The organism is Xanthomonas sp. (assembly GCF_017163755.1).
GTDB lineage: Bacteria > Pseudomonadota > Gammaproteobacteria > Xanthomonadales > Xanthomonadaceae > Xanthomonas_A.
The window spans coordinates 130,009-153,228 of sequence record NZ_JAFIWC010000007.1; the positions used below are offsets into that span (position 1 = coordinate 130,009).

21 protein-coding genes and 1 riboswitch are annotated in these 23,220 nt (G+C 71.2%); of the genes, 3 read left to right on the forward strand and 18 right to left on the reverse strand.

The genetic code is table 11. The features are described 5' to 3' along the window. Positions 1-13: 13 nt before the first annotated feature. The 11 genes from kdpB to JR065_RS06740 all read right to left on the reverse strand — a co-directional run bounded on the left by kdpB (position 14) and on the right by JR065_RS06740 (position 11,998). Entirely contained in the window at positions 14-2,074 is a 2,061-nt protein-coding gene (gene kdpB / locus JR065_RS06690) for a potassium-transporting ATPase subunit KdpB (protein WP_206233230.1), read from the reverse strand. 11 nt (positions 2,075-2,085) lie between these two features. After that, positions 2,086-3,900, reverse strand: coding sequence for a potassium-transporting ATPase subunit KdpA (gene kdpA / locus JR065_RS06695; RefSeq protein ID WP_206233231.1), 1,815 nt, complete (start codon positions 3,898-3,900; stop codon positions 2,086-2,088). Between the two features lie 16 nt (positions 3,901-3,916). Further along, positions 3,917-4,009 carry a potassium-transporting ATPase subunit F gene (locus tag JR065_RS06700; RefSeq protein WP_206233232.1) on the reverse strand — a complete coding sequence of 31 codons (93 nt, stop codon included), beginning with the start codon at positions 4,007-4,009 and terminating at the stop codon, positions 3,917-3,919. A gap of 18 nt (positions 4,010-4,027) precedes the next feature. Continuing rightward, entirely contained in the window at positions 4,028-4,756 is a 729-nt protein-coding gene (locus JR065_RS06705; protein WP_206233233.1) for a TorF family putative porin, read from the reverse strand. A gap of 173 nt (positions 4,757-4,929) precedes the next feature. After that, entirely contained in the window at positions 4,930-6,507 is a 1,578-nt protein-coding gene (locus tag JR065_RS06710; protein WP_206233234.1) for a CocE/NonD family hydrolase, read from the reverse strand. A gap of 378 nt (positions 6,508-6,885) precedes the next feature. Further along, complete coding sequence (gene thiL / locus JR065_RS06715; protein WP_206233235.1) at positions 6,886-7,869, reverse strand: thiamine-phosphate kinase; 984 nt, start codon at positions 7,867-7,869, stop codon at positions 6,886-6,888. Positions 7,870-8,568: 699 nt separating this feature from the next. Then, positions 8,569-9,048, reverse strand: a complete 480-nt coding sequence (locus JR065_RS06720; protein ID WP_343237250.1) for a hypothetical protein — start codon at positions 9,046-9,048, stop codon at positions 8,569-8,571. A 10-nt stretch (positions 9,049-9,058) separates the two neighbouring features. After that, entirely contained in the window at positions 9,059-9,538 is a 480-nt protein-coding gene (gene nusB, locus JR065_RS06725) for a transcription antitermination factor NusB (protein ID WP_206233236.1), read from the reverse strand. Next, complete coding sequence (ribH, locus tag JR065_RS06730) at positions 9,535-10,002, reverse strand: 6,7-dimethyl-8-ribityllumazine synthase (protein ID WP_206233237.1); 468 nt, start codon at positions 10,000-10,002, stop codon at positions 9,535-9,537. Before ribH ends, nusB begins: the two co-directional genes overlap by 4 nt. 98 nt (positions 10,003-10,100) lie before the next feature. Further along, on the reverse strand, positions 10,101-11,279 hold the full coding sequence (ribB, locus tag JR065_RS06735) for a 3,4-dihydroxy-2-butanone-4-phosphate synthase (RefSeq protein WP_241093441.1): 1,179 nt from the start codon (positions 11,277-11,279) through the stop codon (positions 10,101-10,103). Positions 11,280-11,398: 119 nt separating this feature from the next. Continuing rightward, on the reverse strand, positions 11,399-11,998 hold the full coding sequence (locus JR065_RS06740; protein WP_206233239.1) for a riboflavin synthase: 600 nt from the start codon (positions 11,996-11,998) through the stop codon (positions 11,399-11,401). Positions 11,999-12,198: 200 nt separating this feature from the next. After that, positions 12,199-12,389, reverse strand: a riboswitch (FMN riboswitch). A 218-nt stretch (positions 12,390-12,607) separates the two neighbouring features. Here JR065_RS06740 and JR065_RS06745 point away from each other — a divergent pair. Then, a complete protein-coding gene (locus JR065_RS06745) occupies positions 12,608-13,231 on the forward strand; it encodes an outer membrane beta-barrel protein (protein WP_206233240.1) in 624 nt (207 codons plus the stop codon). A 336-nt stretch (positions 13,232-13,567) separates the two neighbouring features. On the opposite strand, the gene ribD is transcribed toward JR065_RS06745, so the two are convergent. The 5 genes from ribD to JR065_RS06770 all read right to left on the reverse strand — a co-directional run bounded on the left by ribD (position 13,568) and on the right by JR065_RS06770 (position 18,142). Next, positions 13,568-14,695: a bifunctional diaminohydroxyphosphoribosylaminopyrimidine deaminase/5-amino-6-(5-phosphoribosylamino)uracil reductase RibD gene (ribD, locus tag JR065_RS06750; protein ID WP_206233241.1), complete on the reverse strand. Its 1,128-nt coding sequence runs from the start codon at positions 14,693-14,695 to the stop codon at positions 13,568-13,570. After that, positions 14,692-15,582: a hypothetical protein gene (locus JR065_RS06755; RefSeq protein ID WP_206233242.1), complete on the reverse strand. Its 891-nt coding sequence runs from the start codon at positions 15,580-15,582 to the stop codon at positions 14,692-14,694. The genes ribD and JR065_RS06755 overlap by 4 nt, the downstream gene beginning before the upstream one ends. A 29-nt stretch (positions 15,583-15,611) precedes the next feature. Beyond that, the gene (gene nrdR, locus JR065_RS06760) at positions 15,612-16,145 is read right to left on the reverse strand and encodes a transcriptional regulator NrdR (RefSeq protein WP_206233243.1); all 534 of its coding nucleotides are present in this window, start codon (positions 16,143-16,145) and stop codon (positions 15,612-15,614) included. 144 nt (positions 16,146-16,289) lie between these two features. Next, a complete protein-coding gene (gene glyA / locus JR065_RS06765; protein ID WP_206233244.1) occupies positions 16,290-17,543 on the reverse strand; it encodes a serine hydroxymethyltransferase in 1,254 nt (417 codons plus the stop codon). Between the two features lie 122 nt (positions 17,544-17,665). Beyond that, on the reverse strand, positions 17,666-18,142 hold the full coding sequence (locus JR065_RS06770; RefSeq protein ID WP_206233245.1) for an RcnB family protein: 477 nt from the start codon (positions 18,140-18,142) through the stop codon (positions 17,666-17,668). 227 nt (positions 18,143-18,369) lie between these two features. Between JR065_RS06770 and ettA the strand changes: the two genes are divergently transcribed. Beyond that, complete coding sequence (gene ettA, locus JR065_RS06775; protein ID WP_206233246.1) at positions 18,370-20,034, forward strand: energy-dependent translational throttle protein EttA; 1,665 nt, start codon at positions 18,370-18,372, stop codon at positions 20,032-20,034. A 215-nt stretch (positions 20,035-20,249) separates the two neighbouring features. Here ettA and JR065_RS06780 read toward each other — a convergent pair whose 3' ends face one another. After that, complete coding sequence (locus JR065_RS06780; RefSeq protein WP_206233247.1) at positions 20,250-20,765, reverse strand: peptide deformylase; 516 nt, start codon at positions 20,763-20,765, stop codon at positions 20,250-20,252. 286 nt (positions 20,766-21,051) lie between these two features. Between JR065_RS06780 and JR065_RS06785 the strand changes: the two genes are divergently transcribed. Next, positions 21,052-22,068 carry a DUF4434 domain-containing protein gene (locus JR065_RS06785; RefSeq protein ID WP_206233248.1) on the forward strand — a complete coding sequence of 339 codons (1,017 nt, stop codon included), beginning with the start codon at positions 21,052-21,054 and terminating at the stop codon, positions 22,066-22,068. Between the two features lie 16 nt (positions 22,069-22,084). Here JR065_RS06785 and JR065_RS06790 read toward each other — a convergent pair whose 3' ends face one another. Next, a complete protein-coding gene (locus tag JR065_RS06790; RefSeq protein ID WP_206233249.1) occupies positions 22,085-23,218 on the reverse strand; it encodes an acyl-CoA dehydrogenase family protein in 1,134 nt (377 codons plus the stop codon). Positions 23,219-23,220 lie beyond the last annotated feature (2 nt).

Below are 23,220 nucleotides of genomic sequence, written 5' to 3' on the forward strand. Positions count from 1 at the left end.
TCGGCGCCAAGGCTCAGCCCAGCGCCACCAGCAGCAGGTCGATCAGCTTGATCCCGGCGAACGGCAGCAGCACGCCGCCGACGCCGTAGAGCAGCATGTTCCGGCGCAGCAGCGACGTCGCCGTGGCCGGGGTGAAGCGCACGCCGCGCAGCGCCAGCGGGATCAGCGCCGGAATCACCAGCGCGTTGAAGATCAGCGCGGCCAGCACCGCATGCGTCGGGCTGGACAGGCGCATCACGTTCAACGCGGCCATCTGCGGGATCGAGGCGGCGAACAGCGCCGGCAGGATCGCGAAGTACTTGGACACGTCGTTGGCCAGCGAGAAGGTGGTCAGCGCGCCGCGGGTGATCAGCTGCTGCTTGCCCACTTCCACCACCGCCAGCAGCTTGGCCGGATCCGAATCCAGGTCGACCATGTTGCCGGCCTCCTTGGCCGCCTGCGTGCCGGAGTTCATCGCCAGGCCGACGTCGGCCTGGGCCAGCGCCGGCGCGTCGTTGGTGCCGTCGCCGACCATCGCCACCAGCCGCCCGCCGGCCTGCTCGGCGCGGATCCGCGCCAGCTTGTCCTCGGGCGTGGCCTCGGCGATGTAGTCGTCCACGCCGGCCTCGGCGGCGATCGCCGCGGCGGTGAGCGGGTTGTCGCCGGTGATCATCACCGTCTTGATCCCCATCGCGCGCAGCCGCGCGAACTTCTCGCGCACGCCGTGCTTGACCACGTCCGACAGCTCGACCACGCCGAGCACATGGCGGCCTTCGGCGACCACCAGCGGCGTGGCGCCGCTGCGCGCGACCTGCTCCACGCGGCCCTTCAGTTCCGCCGGCACCTGCCCGCCCAGCGCGGCGACGTGGCGGATCACCGTATCGGCCGCGCCCTTGCGGATCGCGCGCGGCGGCTGCTGTCCCTGGCCGGGCAGATCGACGCCGGACATGCGCGTCTGCGCGGTGAAGGCGATGAACTGCGCGCTGTCCGGTTCCTGCAGCGGCATGCCCTGCTCGCGCGCCAGGCGCACGATCGACTTGCCCTCCGGGGTGGGGTCGGCCAGCGAGGACAGCATCGCCGCCTCGCGCAACCGCGCCGCGTCGATCCCGGCCAGCGCATGGAACGCGGTGGCCTGGCGGTCGCCGTGGGTGATGGTGCCGGTCTTGTCCAGCAGCAGCACGTCCACGTCGCCGGCCACTTCCACCGCCTTGCCCGACTTGGCCAGCACGTTGGCCGACAGCGCGCGGTTCATGCCGGCGATGCCGATCGCCGGCAGCAGCCCGCCGATGGTGGTCGGGATCAGACACACCAGCAGCGCGATCAGCAGCAGCGGGTCGATGCGCACGCCGACGAAGCCGGCGATCAGCGGCAGGCTGGCGACCACGATCAGGAAGGTCAGCGTCATCGCCGCCAGCAGCATGGTCAGCGCGATCTCGTTCGGGGTCTTCTGCCGGTTGGCGCCCTCGACCAGCGCGATCATGCGGTCCAGGAAGCTGTGGCCCGGCTCGGCGGTGATCTTCACCACGATCTGGTCGGACAGCACCTTGGTGCCGCCGATCACGCCGGAGCGGTCGGTGCCGGCCTCGCGCAGCACCGGCGCCGATTCGCCGGTCACCGCGGCCTCGTTGATCGTGGCCACGCCGTGCAGGATCTCGCCATCGGCGGGGATCAGTTCGCCGGCGGCGACCACCACCAGCTCGCCGGGCCGGAGTTCGGCGGCGGCGACGCGGGTCTCGCCGTCCAGCCGCACGCTGGCGACGCGGCGCGCCACCAGGTCCTTGCGCGCGCGCCGCAACGACGCGGCCTGGCCGCGCCCGCGCGCCTCGGCCACCGCTTCGGCGAAATTGCCGAACAGCACGGTGAGCAGCAGGATCGCGGTCACCGCCCAGCCGAATTCGGGCGCGCCCTGCCCGGCCGCGGTGATCAGCGCCGACAGCACGGTGCCGGCGAACACCACCGCCATCACCGGGCTGCCGAGCAGGTGCCGTGGCGAAAGTTTCAGCACGCTGGCGCGCAGCGCCGCACGCAGCGCCGGGCCGTCGAGCAGGCCGGGCCGGCGCCCGGAGGAAGAAGCTTGCGGAAGCGGGGTACTCATCGTCGTCGGTCTCAGTGCGCGCTCAGGGTCAGGTGATCGGCGATCGGGCCCAACACCAGCGCGGGGGTGAATTGCAGGATGGTCAGCACCGCGATGACCGCGATCAGGGTCAGCGCGAAGGTCGGCGTCTCCACCTGCAGGCTGCCGCCGCTCTCCGGCGCCACCCGCTTGCGCGCCATCCGCGCGGCCACCATCAGCGGCACGATCAGCGCCGGGTAGCGGCCCAGGATCAGCACCGCCGCGCAGCTCAGGTTCCACCACGGCGTGGCGTCGCCCAGCCCCTCGAACCCGGAGCCGTTGTTGGCGAACGCCGAGGCGTACTCGTAGAACACCTGGCTGATGCCGTGGAAGCCGGGATTGGAATTGCCGGCGAGCGCCGGCAGCGCCAGGGTCAGCGCGGTGAAGCCGAGCAGCACCAGCGGCTGCAGCAGGATCAGCAGCGCCAGCAGGCGCACCTCGCCGGCCTCGATCTTGCGTCCGAACAACTCCGGCGTGCGCCCGGTCATCAACCCGGCCAGGAACACGCTGAGCAGCAGGTACACCAGGAACTGCTGCAGGCCGCAGCCGATGCCGCCCCAGATCGCGTTGACCAGCATGTCGACCATCGCCACGCCGCCGGTCAGCGGCGCCAGCGAATCGTGCATCGCGTTGACCGAGCCGTTGGAGGTCTGCGTGGTCAGCGACGACCACGCCGCCGACGCGTCCACGCCCAGGCGCACTTCCTTGCCTTCCATCAGCGCCGCGCTGGCGGTGCTGAGCGAATGGCCTTCGGACCACACCGACGCCGCGGTGGAAACCAGCGACATCGCCAGCATGCTGCCGAACACCAGCGCGGTGAATCTGCGCCGCCCGGTGAACGGACCGACCATGAACGCCACGGCCACCGGGATCAGGATCAGCGCGAGCGTTTCCAGCAGGTTGGAGAACGGGGTCGGGTTCTCCAGCGCCACCGTGCTGTTGGGCCCGTACCAGCCGCCGCCGTTGGTGCCGAGCTGCTTGATCGCGACCATCGCCGCGACCGGGCCGAGCGGGATCTTCTGCGCGGCCATGCCGGCGCTGGCGTCCAGCGGCGTGGCGACGGGGCCGGCGGCCAGCGTCGACGGCACGCCCTGCTGGGTCAGCAGCAGCGTCCACAGCAGGCACAGCGGCAGCAGGAAGCGCAGCGTCGGGCGGATCACGTCGGCCCAGTAGTTGCCGACGTCGGCGTCGGCGTCGGCGCCGAGCGCGGTGTGCTGCATTGGCGCTACGACGATGGTCGCATGCTGCCGTCCATGGCGCGACGGCGTCGGCTCCGGATCCTCCGGCCCGGTCGCGGCCGATGCCGATGGGGCATCGGCCGGGCGTGCGACCGGTCGCCCACCGAACAGCGCGCGCAGCGTCGCCGTCACCAGCGCCAGGCCCATCATCGGCGTGACCAGCTGCAGCCCGACCACCGCCACCATCTGCGACAGGTACGACAGCTGCGCCTGCCCGGAATAGTGCTGCTGGTTGGTGTTGGTCAGGAACGACACCATCGTGTGCAACGCGGTGTCCCAGCGCAGGTTCGGGATCGCGTCGGGGTTCAACGGCAACCACGCCTGGGTGAGGAACAGCACGAACACCAGCGCGCCCAGCACCAGGTTGCTGGCCAGGAACGCGGCGGCGTAGCCGCGCCAGCCCATGCCCCGCGCCGGATCAGTGCCGAGCAGGCGGTACAGCGGCCGTTCGATCCAGCCGAACAGCGCGTCGCCGCGCATCGGCGCACCGCGCATCACCCTGGCCAGGTACAGGCCCAGCGGCCAGCCCAGCAGCAACGCGAGCGCATAGACAAGCAATGTATCGATCATGGGAGCGGCACTCGGCTCAGAAGTCTTCGGGACGCAGAATCACGTACAGCAGGTAGGCGGCGGCGACGAGCACCGTCACCCCGCAGATCAGCGCTAGCCAGGCAGGCATGTCATCTCTCCCAGGGAATCAGAACGTGGCTTGCAGCGCGGCTTCGACGCGCGCGCCGGCCATGCCGGGGAACAGCCGCTCGGCGGCGTGGTCGGTGTCGTGCGCGGTCAGCCGCAGCTCCAGACCCGGGCCGCCCTCGCGGCCACCGGGCAGGGCGAACACGGCGCTGACCAGCCCATGCGTGTAGCTGTCTGCGTAGCCGCGGGCGAGCCGGTAATGGCCCACCGCCGCCTCGACGCGGACGCGTTCGTTGAACGGATAGCGCGCGCCCAGCTGCGCGTAGGTGCCGGTGGTGCCGCTGGCCAACGCGTCGTCGGACCAGCCGAGCTGCGCCCACACGCGCTGCTTCCAGGTCACGGTGGCGCCCAGCTCGGTCCAGTTCAGTGCGGCGGCCGAGGGATACTGGTAGCGGGTCAGGTTCGCATCCCAGGCCCAGTCCGGCGTCCACTGGCCGCGCCAGCCGAGTACGCCATCGACCTCGGTGCTGGCATGCGGAGCGCCGTCGAACGCGATCGACGATGCCCACAGCGACGCATACGCGCCGTGGTCGGCGGCCAGGGCCAGACCGGCCTGCACGGCCGGATCGCCGTCGCTCTGGGTGCTGCCGCGCCAGACGTAGTCGCTGGTCAGGGTCGCGTTGCCGCTGACCGCGGCGGCGGCGGCCGACGCGGCGGCGGCCAGGAGGGAAAGCGCCAGCGCGGCGCGCGGCAGCGGCCGGCAGGCGGCGCAGGAAAGCGGGGAAAGCATGAGATCGGATCCAGGGCGGAACCGTTCCGCCGACCTGGTCATGTTCCGGCGCGGGGCCGTAAAGTCGCTATCGGCCGGCACCGGGGCCGGCGTAAATTCCGCGTAATTTCTGCCGCGCGCCGGCGTCGGCGTCGCTCGCGGATGCCGGCGCGCGCCGGCATCCGACCCCCCGCTCAGTGCAGCGGCACGCTCAGGCTCGACGGCGCCGCCGCCGGCGAACTGAAGCCGACCGTGCCGCCGAAGCGGCTGGCCGAGGTGTAGCGCGGATCGGTGGTGTCCACCACCAGCACCAGGCGGCGTCCGGCCGGGATCTCGGCGGCGGTCGCCTGCAGCGCCAGGTCGACGGTGACGGCCGCGCCCGGGGTCGCGTTGCGCAGCGTGTACGGCGCATGGCTCAGCAGCTGCGCCACGCCCAGCGCGTCCATGCTGTAGAGGTAGGCGAACAGCGACACGTCGGCCTGGCTCGGGGTTACGGTCAGGCGCAGCGACGGGCTGCCGGCCAGGCGCCTGGCGCTGGCGTACACCGGCCCGGTCCACACCGCGGCGCCGTTGCGCGCCACCAGCGGAATCGACGTGGTCACCGGCTGGCCGAAGCCCTGCAGCAGGCCGCTCACCAGCACCACGCCCGAATCGGCCAGGGTCGGCACGCCGGTGGCGATGCGGTGGCTCCAGCCGGTGCTGGTGCCGCCCAGGGTGCCGGTCGGCGCCAGCAGGCCGCTCGGGCGGCTCAGGCCGTAGCGGGTCGCGCCGGCCTGCACGCTGTTCCAGTCGGCATAGCGCTGCCAGCTGCCGCCGAGGGCGGACAGCTGCACCGGCGGTTCGCGGTCCACGCCGTTGGCCCGGCCCTTGAGGTAGTGGTCGAACCAGCGCGTGGTGGCCGTGTACACCTCGTTGGGCAGTCCCAGCGCGCCCGGCAGTTCGGCGGTGGCGTGGTCGCCCTGGCTGAGCATCAGCTGCTTGGGCACGCTCAGGCGGTTGTACAGGTCGATGTACTGGTTGGGCGGGAACAGGCCGTCGTTGAACGCATTGGCCATCAGCACCGCCGGGCCGTTGCGGTTGAGCGCCTGCAGCTCGTTGATCACCCCGCGCTCGGCGGCCTTGGGCAGGAAGCCCTGCACCGCGCCGTCGTAGTCGCCGGCCGCCACCCGCGCGCTGATCTGCGCCAGGTCCGGGCCGGGCCGGCCGGTCAGCGCGCCGGCCGTCACCAGCAGCGCCACGCCCTGCTGACTGACCGTGGCGTTCGCGTACAGCGACGCCTGCAGGTCGGCCCAGCCGCTGAGCGCGGCGACCGCCTTGATCCGCGGATCGCGCGCGGCGGCGAGCAGGCTGGTGCCGGCGCCGTAGGAGATGCCGGACACGCCGATCGCCTTGTCGTTGGCCGGGGTGTTCGCCAGCGCCCAGTCGATCATCGCGCTGACGTCCTCCACCGTCGGCGCGCCGGCGATGTCGATCTGCCCGGCCGAATCCCAGAACCCGCGCGAGGTGTAGCTGACCACGACGTAGCCGTCGCTGGCCAGTTCGCTGGCGCGGCCCACGTATTCCAGGTTGGGCAGCGACCAGCTGGCCGGCATCACCACCAGCGGGAACGGCCCGGGCCCCTGCCCTTGCGGCACCAGCACCAGCGCGCCGAGCCGGGTGCCGTCCCAACTCGGGATGGTCTGGTACTGCTTGCTGAAACCGCCGGCGAACGCGGCGGCGGAGAAGAACAGCATCGCGCACACGGCGATGCAGCGGGACATGGACCTGCGCATGTACTGCCTCCCAGGCGGCGCCGGACCGGGATGGTCCAGCTGCCAATACGGTTGCGAGCACGCGACGTGGAGTCGAGCGCCGCGACCATACCAGCAGGTACGGACGGTTACACGCCGCAGTGCGGCACGGTATGGTGCGCCTTGGCCCCTCTGCCACCGGGAGAGGCGTGGGGTGAGGGTGCGGCGCGAAGCGGCTCGCTGATTTGGGTGCACGAGGCTGGGCTCGTACCCTCATCCGCCCCTGCGGGGCACCTTCCCCCGAAAAGGGGGCCATGGTCCCGACGGGAGAAGGGAACAGCCGCGGCGTGCCTTGGCCCCTCTCCCACCGGGAGAGGGGTTGGGGTGAGGGTACGGCGCGAAGCGGCTCGTGGATTTTCCCTACCCGGAGAAATGCTCGTAGCCGGCGCACGGCGGTCGCCATGCCCGCCCTTGCGCGTCGTGCACCACGATGCCGCTGGCGGCGGTGATGCGGCCGATGCGCGTGGCCGCCACGCCGGCGAATTCCGCCGCCAGCGCCACCGCGTCGCGGTCGCGCGGCGAGGCGGTGAAGCACAGTTCGTAGTCGTCGCCGCCGGCGCACAGCAGCGGCGCACGGTCGGCCGCGCCGACGCACGAACGCAGCGCGGCCGAGGCCGGCAGCGCCGCCAGCTCGAGCCGCGCGCCGACCTGGCTGCGCGCGCAGATATGGCCCAGGTCGGCGAGCAGGCCGTCGGACACGTCGACGCAGGCGGAGGCCAGGCCGGCCAGGCGCAGGCCGGCGTCCACGCGCGGGGTCGGCCGCAGCAGGCGCTGCCGCAGTCGCTCGGTCGCCGCATCGGCCGCGGTGGCGGCCACGTCCAGCGCGCCGCGCCGCCACAGCGCCAATGCGGCGGCGGCGTCGCCGAGCGCGCCGGTCACCCACACCTCGTCGCCGGCGCGCGCGCCGTCGCGGCGCAACGCCGCGCCGGCCGGCACCCGGCCCATCGCCGTCACCGAGATCGACAACGGCCCGCGGGTGGTGTCGCCGCCGACCAGGGCGATGCGATGCTGGTCGGCCAGCGCGAAGAAACCGTCGAAGAAGCCGTCGGCCCATGCCGGGTCCGCGTCCGGCAGCGACAACGACAGCGTGCACCACGCCGGCTGCGCGCCCATCGCCGCCAGGTCCGACAGGTTCACCGCCAGCGCCTTCCAGCCCAGGTCCTCGGGCAGGGTCTCGGGCGGGAAATGCACGCCTCTGTTGAGCGTGTCGGTGGTGACCACCAACTGCTCGCCCGGCGCCAGCTGCAGCAGCGCCGCGTCGTCGCCGATCCCGAGCGCCACGCCGTCGCCGGCACGCGCATCGCTGCGCTGGCGGATACGGTCGATCAGTTCGAACTCGGACATGGACGGACGCGCTGGAAGGATCGGGCGAGGCTGGCGCATGGCCCGCATGCGGTCAAGCGCGTCGAGCGGATCGGCGCCGGTCGCCGCGCGTGGGCCATGCATGCCGCGCGGTGCGATCGCCAATCCGTCGACTAGAACAACGCGACTGCATTGGCGTTTGACATGGCTGCAGATCGCCCCAAGGACTCTACAGTCCCGGGTCCCGGGTCCCGGGTCCCGAGTCCCGCACCTCGCCGCGCGGCTGCCGGCAACCCGGGTGCGAGATCGTACGACCTGCGCTTCGCAGCATGCGGCCTGCACCAGCCATTGCGCGGACGGGATCGCCCCAGGGCCTGCGCTATCGGAACAGACGCCGTGCCTGGGCGCGTGCAGGGCAAGGAAGCTATGTCGTCGCCCGTCACCGCGGCTACGGCACCGAGCCGTTCCCGGGCTGGCGCGTGGTGGCGCTGGCCTGCTCGGTGTGCTGCCCGGACTGGGGCCGGTGGCGCCGATCTTCATCGACATCGGCGACGGAGCTTGTGCCGACAAGCGACCGAGCGATGACGCCACACCGTGCGCGCCGAAGCGCGGCCCTGCGGGTTGCCGTGCCCAGCTCAGGCCACCGCGCGCGGCTTGGGCAGGCGGCCAACCTGCCGCGGCGCAATGCACAGCCATCGCCGGACACGGCAACGTGGCCTGTCCCACTCGCATCGACCGGCGCTAGTCCTCGAGCACGCCGCCGTACATCTGCACCGCGCTGGCCAGGCTCGACGCCAGGCTGTCCAGCCGCTGCAGCAAGGCGGGCATCGATTGTTCCGGATCGACATGGAACAGCTCGATCACGAAGCACAGCGTGTCGCCGAACTGCTCGGGCAGCGGCGGCAGGCCCAGGCTGCGGATCTGCAGCGGCTCGCCGCTGCGCGCGCAGTCGCGCACCCACCACGACACGAACTCCAGCGCGCGCAGGCCGCGCTCGTCGCGCTCGATCGCAAAGCGCGCGTACACCAGCATTTCGTCGGCGAGCCCGCCGCCGGTGCGGCCCAGCGTCGCCAGCGGCATGTCGCCGTAGATCGGCAGCATGAAATCGCCGTGCCGGATCGACGAGGCGTCGGCATTGCCCAGCGCCACGTCGACCAGCCCCGGCACCGCCAGCAACGCCTGTTGCAGGCGCAGCACTTCCGCCGGCACCTGGGCGTTCACGCGCCAGCCCTCAGGCGTGGCCGCCGCCCGCTTCGGCCGGGCGCCACTGCAGCGCGGCGCGGTCGAGCACGCCGTTGACGTAGGTGTGGCCGTGCTCGGAGCCGAAGCGCTTGGCGGTCTCGATCGCTTCGTTGATCACCACCCGGTACGGCACGTCGAGCCGGTGCAACAGTTCGTAGGCGGCCAGGCGCAGCACCGCGCGCTCGATCGCGTCCACTTCCTCGACCGTGCGGTCCAGGTAGCCGACCAGCGCCGCGTCCAGCTCGGCGCGATGCTTCAGCACGCCTTCGACCAGGTTCTCGAAATAGACCAGGTCGGCGATCTCGTGCGCCTGTTCGTGCGCGAACTGCGAGATCACCTGCTGCACGTTGCCGCCGGAGATCTGCCAGGCGTAGATCGCCTGCAAGGCGCGCCGGCGCGCGCGCGAACGCAGCACCGGATCGATGCCGTCGCGGCGCGGGTGGTGCTTGTGGCCAGCGGACTTGTTCACGGCAGCAGCTCCAGCAGGTTGACCATCTCCAGCGCGCTCAACGCCGCTTCCTCGCCCTTGTTGCCGTGGCTGCCGCCGGCGCGCGCCTCGGCGTCCTCGGCACGCTCCACCGCCAGCACGCCGTTGAGCACCGGCAGGCGGAACTCCAGCGACACCCGCATCAGCCCTTCCGCGCAACCGTCGGCGACGTGCTCGTAGTGGCGCGTGTCGCCGCGGATCACGCAGCCCAGCGCGATGATCGCCGCATGCCGGCCGGCGGCGGCCAGGCGCGCGGCGGCCAGCGGCAGTTCCCACGCGCCGGGCACGCGGATCACGTCCACCGCCTCGTCGGCGATGCCGTTGCCGGCCAGGCTCTGCCGCGCGCCGGCGACCAGCACATCGGTGATGCGTGCGTTCCAGCGGCTGGCGATGATCGCGAACCGGGCCGCTTCGGGAGCGCGGAGGTCGCCTTCGTAGTGGGTCATGGCGGTGGCGGGTTCAGGGGGTGGGAGAGTTTAGCAGTGCGGCCGGGACCAGGGACCGGGGACCCAGGACCCGGAAAAGCAAAAGCGCGCCGCGGACTTCATGCGGTTGGCTCTTGCCGTTCCCGGTCCCCGGTCCCCGGTCCCCGGTCCCGCTCGGGTCCCGGGTCCCGGGTCCCGAGTCCCGACCCCACCTCCACATGCTCCACCACCTCCAGCCCGAACCCGGCCAGGCCGATCTGGCGCCGCGGCGTGCCCAGCACGCGCAGCTTGCCCAGCCCCAGGTCGGCCAGGATCTGGCTGCCGGCGCCGTTGCGCCGCCACTGGCCCACGTCCTTGCCCTGCGCCGCTTCCGGCTGCGCGCGCAGCCGCGCCAGCAGCGCCTGGCTGTCGCGCGGCGCCGACAGCACCACCATCACCCCGCGGCCGGCGGCGTCGATCGCGCGCAGCGCGTCGCTGGCGGGCACGCCGAAGTCGTCGCGGCGCCAGTGCAGCAGGTCGGCCAGCGGGTTCTCCACCTGCACCCGCACCAGGGTCGGGGTGTGCGCGTCCGGCGTGCCGCGGACCAGCGCGAAATGCAGGTCGTGGGCGATGCGGTCGCGGTAGGTGACCAGGGCGAACGGACCGAACTCGGTCTCGATCGCGCGCTCGTCGATGCGCTCGACGGTGTGCTCGGTGGCCAGCCGGTAGGCGATCAGGTCGGCGATGGAGCCCATCTTCAGCCCGTGCTCGCGCGCGAACACCTCCAGCTGCGTGCGCCGCGCCATGCTGCCGTCGGGATTGAGGATCTCCACCAGCACCGCCGCCGGCTCCAGGCCGGCCAGCATCGCCAGGTCGACGCCGGCCTCGGTGTGGCCGGCGCGGGTGAGCACCCCGCCCGGCTGCGCGATCAGCGGGAAGATGTGCCCAGGCTGGCTGAGGTCGCTGGCCTTGGCGTCCGGGCGCACCGCGGTGCGGATGGTGTGGGCGCGGTCGTAGGCGGAGATGCCGGTGGTGACGCCCTCGGCGGCCTCGATGCTGACCGTGAAGTTGGTCTGGAACTGCGCGGTGTTGGTCTGCACCATCGGCGCCAGGCCGAGCTGCGCGCAGCGCTCGCGGGTCAGCGGCAGGCACACCAGCCCGCGCGCGTGGGTGACCATGAAGTTGATGTCCGACGGCTTGACCAGTTCGGCGGCCATGATCAGGTCGCCCTCGTTCTCGCGGTCCTCGTCGTCGACGATGACCACCATGCGGCCGGCGCGGATTTCCTCCAGCAGCTCGGGGACGGGGGCGAAGTTCAGGCTAGGGGTAGTGGACGGTGACATGGGGACTCGCAGCTATCGCGTGAGGTGGCGCCGCGCCGCGCGCCGCAGCACGAACTGCGGCGGCGACACGGCCGTTGGTAAGGAGCGGCGCGGCGTCAGCCCTCGCGGCCCTGCAGCAGGCGTTCGACGTAGCGTGCGACCAGGTCGATCTCCAGGTTCACCGCCGCGCCGACCGCCGCATGCGCGAACGCGGTGTTGGCGACCGTGTGCGGAATCAGCGCCACCTCGAAGCCGATCGCGTCGACCTCGTTGACGGTGAGGCTGACCCCGTCCACGCAGATCGAGCCCTTCTTGGCGATGTAGCGCAGCAGCGCCTGCGGCGCGGAAAAGCGCCAGCGCTGCGCGCGCGCGTCGGCGTGCACGTCCAGCACCTGGCCGATGCCGTCGACATGGCCGCTGACCAGGTGCCCGCCGAGGCGGTCGCTGGGGCGCATCGCCCGCTCCAGGTTCAGCGCCGCGCCTTCGCCCAGGCGGCCGAGCGTGGTCAGGCCCAGCGTCTCGGTGGACGCATCGGCCTGGAACGACGCGCTGTCGTAGGCGACCACGGTCAGGCACACGCCGTTGACCGCGATGCTCTCGCCCAGGCTGACCTGGTCGAACGGCAGCGTGCCGGTGTCGAAGGTGAAGCGGACGTCGCCACCGCGCGGATCGCGTGCGGCCAGTCGGCCGACGCCTTCGATGATGCCGGTGAACATCAGCGCGCCTCCGGCCGGCGGGCGGCGCAGGCGCGCGAACCGGTGCGCGGCGCCGGCGCGGCGCGACGCGCCGGGCGGATACGGGCGCCGGTGCGGCCGGGCGTAGGCGAAACAGCTTGCATAGGCATATACGTTTCTCGCGGAAGTGAGCGAAAAACGCCACAAGGCAAACAGGCACGCGCACGGCTATGCCGCGCGAATGCCGTCTTCTTTCATCCGGACTATGACCGTCGGCTCCGGCATCTGACCGGATCTGCTGACCTTGCGCACGGGAGAGTCGCACCGGGAAGTGCGGGCTCTGCGAGGGGACTCGCATGCGTAAGCGCTCGCGGGCTCGTGCGCTGGCGCACCTACCGCCGGTGGGGAATCGCACCCCGCCCTGAAGACGTTTGTGGATGCCGGCGAACCGGCCCGCGCATTCTAGCAGCGCAGTCCGCCGTAGCGCGGCCGACACGCGCGGCACCGGCAGGACACTGCGTCGTGTCGGGAAATTCCCGATAGCCCGCATTGTGAAGAATCAGTTAAGGTGCGCGCCGCGACGGGAGACGTCGCTTTTTTCGCCTCGCAACGAGGCGAAGACACGGACATCAATTCGGAGAGAAGTACCCAATGCGTAACACCCTGATTCTGGCTGCCATGCTGGCGGCCGCACCGTTTGCCGCCCACGCCGAAGGCCTGAGCTACACCTATGTCGAAGGCGGCTGGAACCGTACCGACATCAACGTCGACGACGGTTCCCAGGACATCGACGGCGGCTACCTGCGTGGCTCCTGGCAGATCGCCGAGCCGGTGTATCTGTTCGCCGGCTATCAACGCGCCAGCGACGACTACACCGTCGCCACGTTCTACTCCAGCAAGATCACCGTGCAGCAGGCCAGCCTGGGCATCGGCTACCGCATGGAAATGACCGAGCGCGTGGACTTCACCGCCGACGCCGGCGTGCTGCGGGTGAAGGCCGAGGCCGACCTGCGCGAAAACGGCGATCGTCTTGCCCGCGCGTCCGACTCCAGCACGCTGGGCATGGTCAACCTCGGCCTGCGCGGCAAGCCCTCGCCGCGTACCGAAGCCTGGGTGAAGGCCGGCTACATCGACGGCAGCGACGTGGACCAGGGCGAGTTCGTCGGCACGCTCGGCGGCCAGATCAACTTCACCCGCACCTGGGGCCTGGTCGGCGAAGCGGAGTTCATCGACGACGCCAACCAGTACAAGGTCGGCGTGCGCGCCAGCTTCTGATCCAGCGCGTCAACGCGGGCGACCGCGATCGGCACGGGCCCGGCAACGGGCCCGTGCTTTTTTATGGGCGATGCCGCGGCCGGTGCGCGCGCCGAGGCGAATACCCGCCGCACCCTTACCGCGTTCCGGAGGTACCACAACGTGCCGGCGCGCCGCCGAAAACGCATGCACGGCGTGTTGGCGAGAGCTCCGCACGCTGCGCAACGAGAGCAACGCGACGCAGTAGACAGCGTTGTGGATGGAGAGGTTGCTGCAGTGCGCGGCGCCCGCTGCCGCGTTCGTCCTGCGACCGTATCCGGCCGCGACAGGGACCGCCGCGGGCGCCGAGGCGGCCGGCTAGCGCGCGACTCCGGCGTCGTCGCCCTGCGCCGCGAGCGGCCGCAGCAGCCAGCGCAGGTCCTCGCCGAGCACGCGGGTGTCGATCACCTGCAGCGCCTTGCGCTGCGCCATCGAGCCGATGCCCAGGCCGGCGAGCAGCGGCCGGGTGTCCTCGCCGAGCAGCAGCGGCGCCATGTACAGCAGCAGTTCGTCGACCAGGCCGGCGGCATACAGCGCACCGCCCAGGATCGGCCCGGCCTCGACCTGCACTTCGTTGATGCCGCGCTGGCCGAGCAATCGCAGCACCGCGGCCAGGTCGAAGCGCCCGGCCAGCACCGGCGCGACCGCGAACTCGGCGTCGGCCAAGGCCGGCGGCCGCACGCCGGGCGCGTGCAGGTACAGCGTCGGCGCGCCGCCTTCGCGCACCCGCGCGCGCGACAGCGTGCGCAGCTGCGCGTCCAGCACCACCCGCAACGGCGGCACGAACGCGACGTCCTCGCCCAGGCGCACGGTCAGCGCCGGGTCGTCGGCCTGCACGGTGCCGCTGCCGGTCAGGATCGCGCCGGCGCGCGCGCGCCAGCGCTGCACGTCCTGCCGCGACGCCGCGCCGCTGATCCATTTCGATTCGCCGTCGGCCATGCCGGTGCGCCCGTCCAGGCTCGCCGCCAGCTTCAGCCGCAGCCACGGGCGCCCGCGCTCGAGCCGCGACAGGTAGCCGCGATTGAGTTCGCGCGCCTGCGCCTGCATGAAATCGCTGCACACCTCGATGCCGGCCTCGCGCAGCTGCGCGAAACCGCCGCCATCGACCTTGGGGAACGGGTCGCGCATCGCCGCCACCACCCGCACCACGCCGGCCTGGATCAGCGCCTGCGCGCACGGCGGCGTGCGCCCGTGGTGCGCGCACGGCTCCAGGGTCACGTAGGCGGTGGCGCCGCGCGCGCGTTCGCCGGCCGCCTGCAGCGCGAACACCTCCGCGTGCGGGCCGCCGGTGCGCTGGTGGAAGCCCTCGCCGACCATCTCGCCGCCGCGCGCGATCACGCAGCCGACCATCGGATTGGGCCGCGCGGTATAGGCGCCGCGCTCGGCCAGGCGCAGCGCCTGGGCCATGAAGCGGTGGTCGTCGGCGGAAGGGCCGGGGACGCTCATCGCGCGTAGCGCCCGCGCTCGCCGCGTCCCGGCCATGTCGGCAGCAGCGTGTCGCCATCGATCCGCAGCCGCGTGGGCAGCGGCGGCGCGTCCATCAGCGCCGACAGCCGGAAGTCCACCATGAGCGGAACCGGCGCCGCGGCGTCCAGCGCGATCCAGTCGCCCGGCTCCAGCTCCGGATGCCGCAGGCGCAACGCGACCGGCCGCTGCGCGCGCGGCGCGAACAGCGCCACGCCGCCATCGACGACCGCCTCGCGGGTCTGCCCATCGGCCCAGCGCAGCGTCGCCACGATGCCGCTGGTGCTCATGCGGTACTCGCGCTCCACCACGTAGACCGGCAGTTTCGAACGGTGCTCGGCCGGCGCGTACTGGCGCCATTCGTCGAACATTTCGCGCACCTCGCCGCCGTCCTCCGGGCGCAACAGCACGAACGGCGACTGCCCGCTGCGCGGATCCGGCGCCAGGCCGATGCAGTCGCCGGCGCGCCACCAGCGCCCTTGCGCCGACTGGTCCACCGCCCCATAGGCCAGCATCCACTGGAACCTGCCATCGGGCCGCAGCAGCAGTTCCGAACCGGTTTCGCGGATGCCGCTCAGGTAGTAGTGGCCGGCGAACGGCTCCGCCTGCGGGTCGAATTGCGCTGCAGGACACTCGTCCGCCGCGGCGCTCGCCGTTGCGTCGGCGTGCGCCTGGATCGACGTGGCTTCGGCCGTCGCATCGATAGCCGCTTCGGCCGCCACCCGGGCAGCGGCGGCGGCGGCAGCCTCGGCCGCAGCGCGTCCGGTGGCGGTCGCCTGCGCCTGCGCCGTCGCGCTGCCGATCGCCGCGCACAGCAGCGCGGCGATCGCGCAAGACCGCACCAGGTGCGGGAACTTGAATACCGGCATGGTCGTTCGCTTCCGGAAGGCGGGACGGCTCAACGCTTCTTCGGCGGCTTGTCGGCGACGCGCTCGAAGGCCGCCTCGCCGAGCAGCGGCAGCTGCTCACTGCCCACCGGCAGGTCGCGCTCCAGCTTCTCGATCTCCTCGCGGAAATCGGCCACGTCCTCGAAGCTGCGGTAGACCGAGGCGAAGCGCACGTAGCCGACATGGTCGAGCTTGCGCAATTCGGCCATCACCAGTTCGCCGACCCGGATCGACGGCACTTCGCGCTCGCCGCACATGCGCAGCTGGTGCACCACCGCGCGCACCGCCGCCTCGATCCGCTCCTCGGACACCGGCCGCTTCTGCAGCGCGCGGTCGAAACCGGTGCGCAGCTTGCGCGCATCGAAGGCCTCGCGCCCGCCGTCGCCCTTGATGATCACCGGCAACTTCAGCTCGATGGTCTCCAGGGTGCTGAAGCGCTCGCCGCAGGCCTCGCACTCGCGGCGCCGGCGGATCGTCGCCCCGTCCTCGGACACGCGCGAATCGATCACGCGGGTGTCGGTGTGCTGGCAGAAGGGGCAGTACATCAGAGTAGCCGGGACCCGGGACTCGGGACTCGGGACTCGGGGGAAAACGCAATCCATCGACCGGCCGGTGTGACGGCCATGCCAGCGGATGCGGGAGCCGGCGCTTCGCCGAGTCCCCCGTCCCGAGTCCCGAGTCCCGCCACGTCAGCCATACACCGGATACGTCCTGCACTGCGCGGTGACCTTCTCGCGCACCGCGGCGATCACCGCCTCGTCGCCCGGGGCGTCGAGCACGTCGGCGATCCAGTTGGCCAGGTCGATGCTGTCCTGCTCCAGGTAGCCGCGGGTGGTGATCGCCGGGGTGCCCAGGCGCAGGCCCGAGGTCACGAACGGCGAGCGCGGGTCGTTGGGCACCGAGTTCTTGTTGACGGTGATGTGCGCCTTGCCCAGCGCGGCCTCCGCGTCCTTGCCCGATACGTCCTTGCCGATCATGTCGACCAGCATCAGGTGGTTCTCGGTGCCGCCGGAGACGATCTTGTAGCCGCGCGCGATCAGGGTCTTGGCCATCGCCTGAGCGTTCTTCACCACCTGCGCCTGGTAGGTCTTGAACTCCGGTTCCAGCGCCTCCTTGAACGCCACCGCCTTGGCCGCGATCACGTGCATCAGCGGGCCGCCCTGGATGCCCGGGAACACGATGCTCTGCAGCTTCTTCTGCAGGTCCTCGTCGGCGCCCTTGGCCAGGATGATGCCGCCGCGCGGGCCGCGCAGGGTCTTGTGGGTGGTCGAGGTGACCACGTGCGCGTGCGCCAGCGGGCTCGGGTAGACGCCGGCGGCGACCAGGCCGGCCACGTGCGCCATGTCCACGAACAGCCAGGCGCCGACCTTGTCGGCGATGGCGCGGAAGCGCGCCCAGTCGATCTTGCGCGAATACGCCGAGAAGCCGGCCACGACCATCTTCGGCTTGTGTTCCAGCGCCAGCCGCTCGACCTCGTCGTAGTCGATCAGGCCCTGCTCGTTCACCCCGTACTGCACCGCGTTGAACAGCTTGCCCGAGGCGTTGACCTTGGCGCCGTGGGTCAGGTGGCCGCCATGGGCCAGGCTCATGCCCAGGATGGTGTCGCCCGGCTGCAGCAGCGCGAAGTACACCGCCTGGTTGGCCTGCGAGCCGGAGTGCGGCTGCACGTTGGCGTAGTCTGCGCCGAACAGCTGCTTGAGCCGGTCGATCGCCAGCTTCTCGGCGATGTCGACGAACTCGCAGCCGCCGTAATAGCGCTTGCCCGGATAGCCCTCGGCGTACTTGTTGGTCAGCTGGCTGCCCTGGGCCTCCATCACCCGCGGGCTGCAGTAGTTCTCGCTGGCGATCAGCTCGACATGGTCCTCCTGGCGGCCGGCTTCGGCGGCGATGGCCTGGGCCAGTTCAGGATCGTAGGTTTCGATGCGGGCGTCGCGCGGGAACATCGGGTCTCCGGGGCATGGGCGAAAGGCAGAGCGCTAGTTTAAGCCCCCCGCGGGGTCCGCAGCGAACCGCAACGACGACGGCCTCCCGAAGGAGGCCGTCGAGGCGAACCGGGCCGCAGGCGCTAGCGGCCGTTGAGCACCAGGTCGGCGATGATGCCGGTGGCGATGGCGACCATCAGCATGTTGCCACGGTCGTCGCGCACCCAGTGGTAGCCGCGGGGCGGGCGGCGCAGCTCGTAGCGCGGGTAGTCGTTGACCACGTAGATCGGGCCGCGGTAGTAGTCGTGGTAGCGCTCGCCGCGCGCCCAGTAGTGCGGGCGCGGCGGTGCCGGGCGGTAGTAGCCGTAGCCGCGGTCGCGCTGGTACGACTGGCGGTAGCCGTCGCGGTAGCCCTGGCGATAATAGCGGCGATCGTCGCGCCGGTCGTCGCGGTAACGGTCGCGGTCGCGGTGGCCATGGCCGCGGCCGTCGTCGCTCCAGCCATGGCGGTCGCGGTAATCGCGGTCGCGATCGTGGTCGCGGGCGAAGGCCGGCGGCGCCATGAAGCCCAGCGCCAGCACGGACGAAAGGGCAAGGGTGGCAAAGCGTTTGGTGTTCATGGCATCTCCGTCACTTGGTGTCACGACCGCATTAATACGCCTGGCGTCTGAACCGCTTCCTGCTGGAACCGGTTACGTATTCAGGTTGTCGAAACCGCTAAGCCGGCATTAATTCGCCCGGTCCCGCCGGCGCGGCTGAATGGCCTTGCCGGTATACTGGCCGACATCCCTTTTTCTGCCGCCCCCGACCGTCCCGGCCGGGCGCCGGCATGCGCTACGGAGACCCCATGTCGCAATACATCTACACCATGAACGGCGTCAGCAAGACGGTGCCGCCGAAGCGCCAGATCATCAAGGACATCTCGCTGTCGTTCTTCCCCGGCGCCAAGATCGGCCTGCTCGGCCTCAATGGCGCCGGCAAGTCGACGGTGCTGAAGATCATGGCCGGCGTGGACACCGACTTCAGCGGCGAAGCGCGTCCGCAGCCGGGCATCAAGGTCGGCTACCTGGCCCAGGAGCCGGAGCTGGACCCGACCAAGACCGTGCGCGAAGCGGTCGAGGAAGGCGTCGGCGAAGTGCTGCAGGCGCAGGCCGCGCTGGACAAGATCTACGAGGCCTACGCCGAGGAAGGCGCCGATTTCGACAAGCTCGCCGCCGAGCAGCAACGCCTGGAGGCGATCCTGGCCGCCGGCGATGCGCACCTGCTCGAGCAGCAGCTGGAAGTGGCCGCCGACGCGCTGCGCCTGCCGCCATGGGACGCGGTGATCGGCCCGCTGTCCGGCGGCGAGAAGCGCCGCGTGGCGCTGTGCCGGCTGCTGCTGCAGAAGCCGGACATGCTGCTGCTCGACGAGCCGACCAACCACCTGGACGCCGAGTCGGTGGAATGGCTGGAGCAGTTCCTGGCGCGCTACACCGGCACCGTGGTGGCGGTGACCCATGACCGCTACTTCCTCGACAACGCCGCCGAATGGATCCTGGAACTGGACCGCGGCCGCGGCATCCCGTGGAAGGGCAACTACACCGACTGGCTGATGCAGAAGGAAGAACGCCTGAAGCAGGAAGACAACCAGGAGAAGGCGCGGCAGAAGGCGATCCAGAAGGAGCTGGAATGGTCGCGGCAGAACGCCAAGGGCGGCCGCACCAAGGGCAAGGCGCGCCTGGCGCGGCTGGAAGAACTGCAGTCGGTCGACTACCAGCGCCGCAACGAGACCAACGAGATCTTCATTCCGCCGGGCGAGCGCCTGGGCAATGCGGTGCTCGAGTTCAAGCACGTCACCAAGAAGTTCGGCGACCGCCTGCTGATCGACGACCTCAGCTTCCTGGTGCCGTCCGGCGCCATCGTCGGCATCATCGGCCCCAACGGCGCCGGCAAGTCGACGCTGTTCAAGATGATCATCGGCAAGGAGAAGCCGGACTCGGGCGAGATCGTGCTCGGGCCGACGGTGAAGCTGGCCTACGTGGACCAGAGCCGCGACAAGCTGGAAGGCAACCACAACGTGTTCCAGGAAGTCTCCGGCGGCCTGGACATCCTCAACATCAACGGCGTGGAGATCCAGTCGCGCGCCTACCTGGGCCGCTTCAACTTCAAGGGCCAGGACCAGCAGAAGCTGGTCGGCAGCCTGTCCGGCGGCGAACGCGGCCGCCTGCACATGGCCAAGACCCTGCTGCAGGGCGGCAACGTGCTGCTGCTCGACGAACCGTCCAACGACCTGGACATCGAGACCCTGCGCGCGCTGGAAGACGCGCTGCTGGAGTTCCCCGGCAACACCTTCGTCATCAGCCATGACCGCTGGTTCCTGGACCGCATCGCCACGCACATCCTCGCCTTCGAAGGCGACTCGCACGTGGAGTTCTTCCAGGGCAACTACCGCGAGTACGAGGAAGACAAGCGCCGGCGCATGGGCGCCGAGGGCGCGCAGCCCAAGCGCCTGCGTTTCAAGGCGCTGAAATAAGCGCGCGCGAAGCACGCGAATGTTCCTTTGCCACGGCCCGCGCACAGCGGGCCGTGTGCATTTGGGCGACCTGCTGCGGCTCGGGGTCCCTCAGTCGCCTTGACCTGTAGGAGCGGCTTCAGCCGCGACAGGCGTTACCGGGAAAGCCCGGTCGCGGCTGAAGCCGCTCCTACAGGTGGGAATCGCCCGATCGAAGCGCGCTAGCACGGCCGGCGCTACAACTCGTAGGACAACACATCCTCGAAGCCGAACTTGCCGAAGTCGCGGATCCGCGACGGGTACAGGCGGCCGATCAGGTGGTCGTGCTCGTGCTGCACCACGCGTGCGTGGAAGCCGTCGGCATCGCGCTCCAGCGGCGTGCCGTCGGGCGCGACGCCGCGATAGCGGATGCGGCGGTAGCGCGGGATCACCGCGCGCAACCCGGGAATGGACAGGCAGCCTTCCCAGCCGTCCTCCAGCTCGTCGGACAACGGCTCGAACTGCACGTTGGCCAGCGCGGTGCGCGGCACCGCCGGCGCGTCGGGATAGCGCGCGTTGCGTTCGAAGCCGAACACCATCAGCTGCAGGTCCACCGCGATCTGCGGCGCGGCCAGGCCGACGCCTCCGGCCGCGTCCATGGTGTCGAACATGTCGGCGACCAGCGCGTGCAGTTCGGCGCTGCCCAGGTTGTCCACCGGCTGCGCGATGCGCAGCAGGCGCTCGTCGCCCATGCGGATGATGTCGCGGATCATGAGAAGGCCCGGTTGCGGAAGGTATGGCGATTATCCGCGCGGCGCGCTCCGCGTGCAGCCGGCGTTCTTTCGCTTCGAGAACGCGCCCCCAAGCCGGAACGTTGCTTCGTGCGACGAGCCAAGCCCGGACCGGACACGCGCCAGGAGCCGCCGCGCGCTCCTGCGTGTCCGCGGGCGAACCGGACCGGCAACGGAATCCGCGCGCGGCGGTTCATGCGACGCTATGCGATCTTTCCCGGCGATGGTGTAGAACAAACGGTCTGGAACCCGCCGCATGCCGGACGCAATGAACGACGATCGCCCTGGATCCCGCCCCTTTTCGCCACGCCGCCGCGACCTGCTGCGGCTGGCCGCGCTGGCACCGGCCGCGTTCGGGCTGGGCATGCTGCCGGGCTGTTCGAATCCGCCGCACTTCGACGGCAGCTTCATCCAGCCGTGGCGCAGCCACCTGGAACTGGGCGCGCAGGACTGGCAGCAGCACATGGCGCTGGCGCGCAAGCTCGGCTGCCGCCAGCTCGTGGTGCAGTGGGCCGGGCTGTACGGCGGCGGCGGCGACGCGGACTGGAACCTGCCCGACAGCGTGATGCAGCTGATCTTCTCCACCGCCGCGGCCGCGGGCCTGCAGGTGCGCGTCGGCCTGCCGTATCACAGCGGCTGGTGGAAGGCGCTGCAGGCGCCGGACCTGGCCACGCTGGACGCGTTCCTGGCGCTGACCCTGGACAACGCGCGCGCCTACCTGCACGGCGCGCCGTGGGCCCGGCAGGCCAACTTCGCCGGCTGGTACGTCCCCTACGAACTGGAACAGTTCCACTGGGCGCAGGACGACCGCCAGCAGCGCCTGTGCGCATGGCTGGCGGCGCTGTGCGCCGCGGCCGGCACCGGGACCGCGCAGGTCACCGCGATCTCCACCTACTTCAGCCGCCTGCAGACCCGCGGTTCGCTGCCGCAGCTGTGGTCGCGCATCCTCGACCAGGCGCCGCTGCGGCCGATGGTGCAGGACGGCGTCGGCGTGGCCGGGCTTGCGAACCTGGACGGCGTGGATCCGCTGCTGGCGCTGCTGCGCGCGCGCCAGGTCGACTTCGACGTGGTGGTCGAACTGTTCGAGGAATTGCCGACCTCGGCCGCCGACGGCAGCCATTTCCAGGCGCAGGCCGCCGATGCGGCGCGCATCGGCAAGCAGCTGGCCTGGGCGCAGCGCAGCGGTGCCGGCGGGATCTTCGCCTTCGCGCTGGATCCGTGGCTGTCGCAGGACACCCCGCGCTCGCAGGCGCTGCGCCGGCAGTGGCGCACCGGGCGCCAGTAGCCGGCCCGCCGCGCGCCTACAGCGCGCGGCCGATGATCTCGCGCAGGATCTCGCTGGTGCCGCCGAAGATGCGCAGCGCGCGCGCGTCGGCCCAGGCGCGGCCGATGCCGTACTCGCTGCTGTAGCCGTAGCCGCCGTGCAGCTGCAGCAGCGCGTCGAGCACCTGGCCCTGGATTTCGGTGGCGTTGAGCTTGGCCATCGCCGCGGTGGTGGCCTGCAGCCGGCCCTGCATCTGCTCGCCCAGGCACTGGTCGAGGAAGCTGCGCAGCATCGCCAGCCGCGACGCCGCGTCGGCGAGCACGAAACGGGTGTTCTGGTGGTCGATCAGGTGGCGGCCGAACGCCTTGCGCTGGCGCACGTAGGCCACGGTCTCGGCGAGCATGCCTTCGGCCGATGCGGCCGCGCGCAGCGCGATCGCCAGGCGCTCGGCGGCCAGCTGCTCGCCGAGGTAGTCGAAGCCGCGCTGCTCCTCGCCGAGCAGGTGCGAGACCGGCACCGACACGTCCTGCAAGAACAGCTCGCTGGTGTCCTGCGCGTGCTGGCCGATCTTGGCCATCGGCGCGCCGCGGGTGACGCCGGGCAGCGCGGTATCGACGCAGAACAGGCTCAATCCGCGCGCGCCCAGCTCCGGGGCCACCGTGGCCACCACCACCACTACATCGGCATTGCTGCCGTTGGTGATCCAGGTCTTCTGGCCGTTGAGCAGGTAGTGGTCGCCCTGGCGCTGCGCGCGGGTGCGGATGGCCTTGAGGTCGCTGCCGGCGCCGGGTTCGGTCATCGCGATCGCGCCGATCGCCTCGCCGCGCGCCATCTTCGGCAGCCACGCGTCGCGCAGCGCGTCGCTGCCGTACTGCATCAGGTACGGCGCGACCATGTCCGAGTGGATCGAAAAGCCGATGCCGAGGAAGTTCGCCCGCGCCAGTTCCTCGATCACGCAGGCGGCGTGCCCGTAGTCGCCGCCCAGGCCGTAGGGTTCGGGCAGCTGGCAGTTGAGCAGGCCGGCGGCGCCGGCCGCGCGCCACAGCGCGCGCGGGGTGATGCCGTCGCGTTCCCACTGCGCGTAGTGCGGGCCGATCTGGCCGTCGATGAAGCGCCGCACCTGCTCGCGGAACAGGTCGTGGTCTTCGCGGAAGACGGGACGCCCCGGCATGC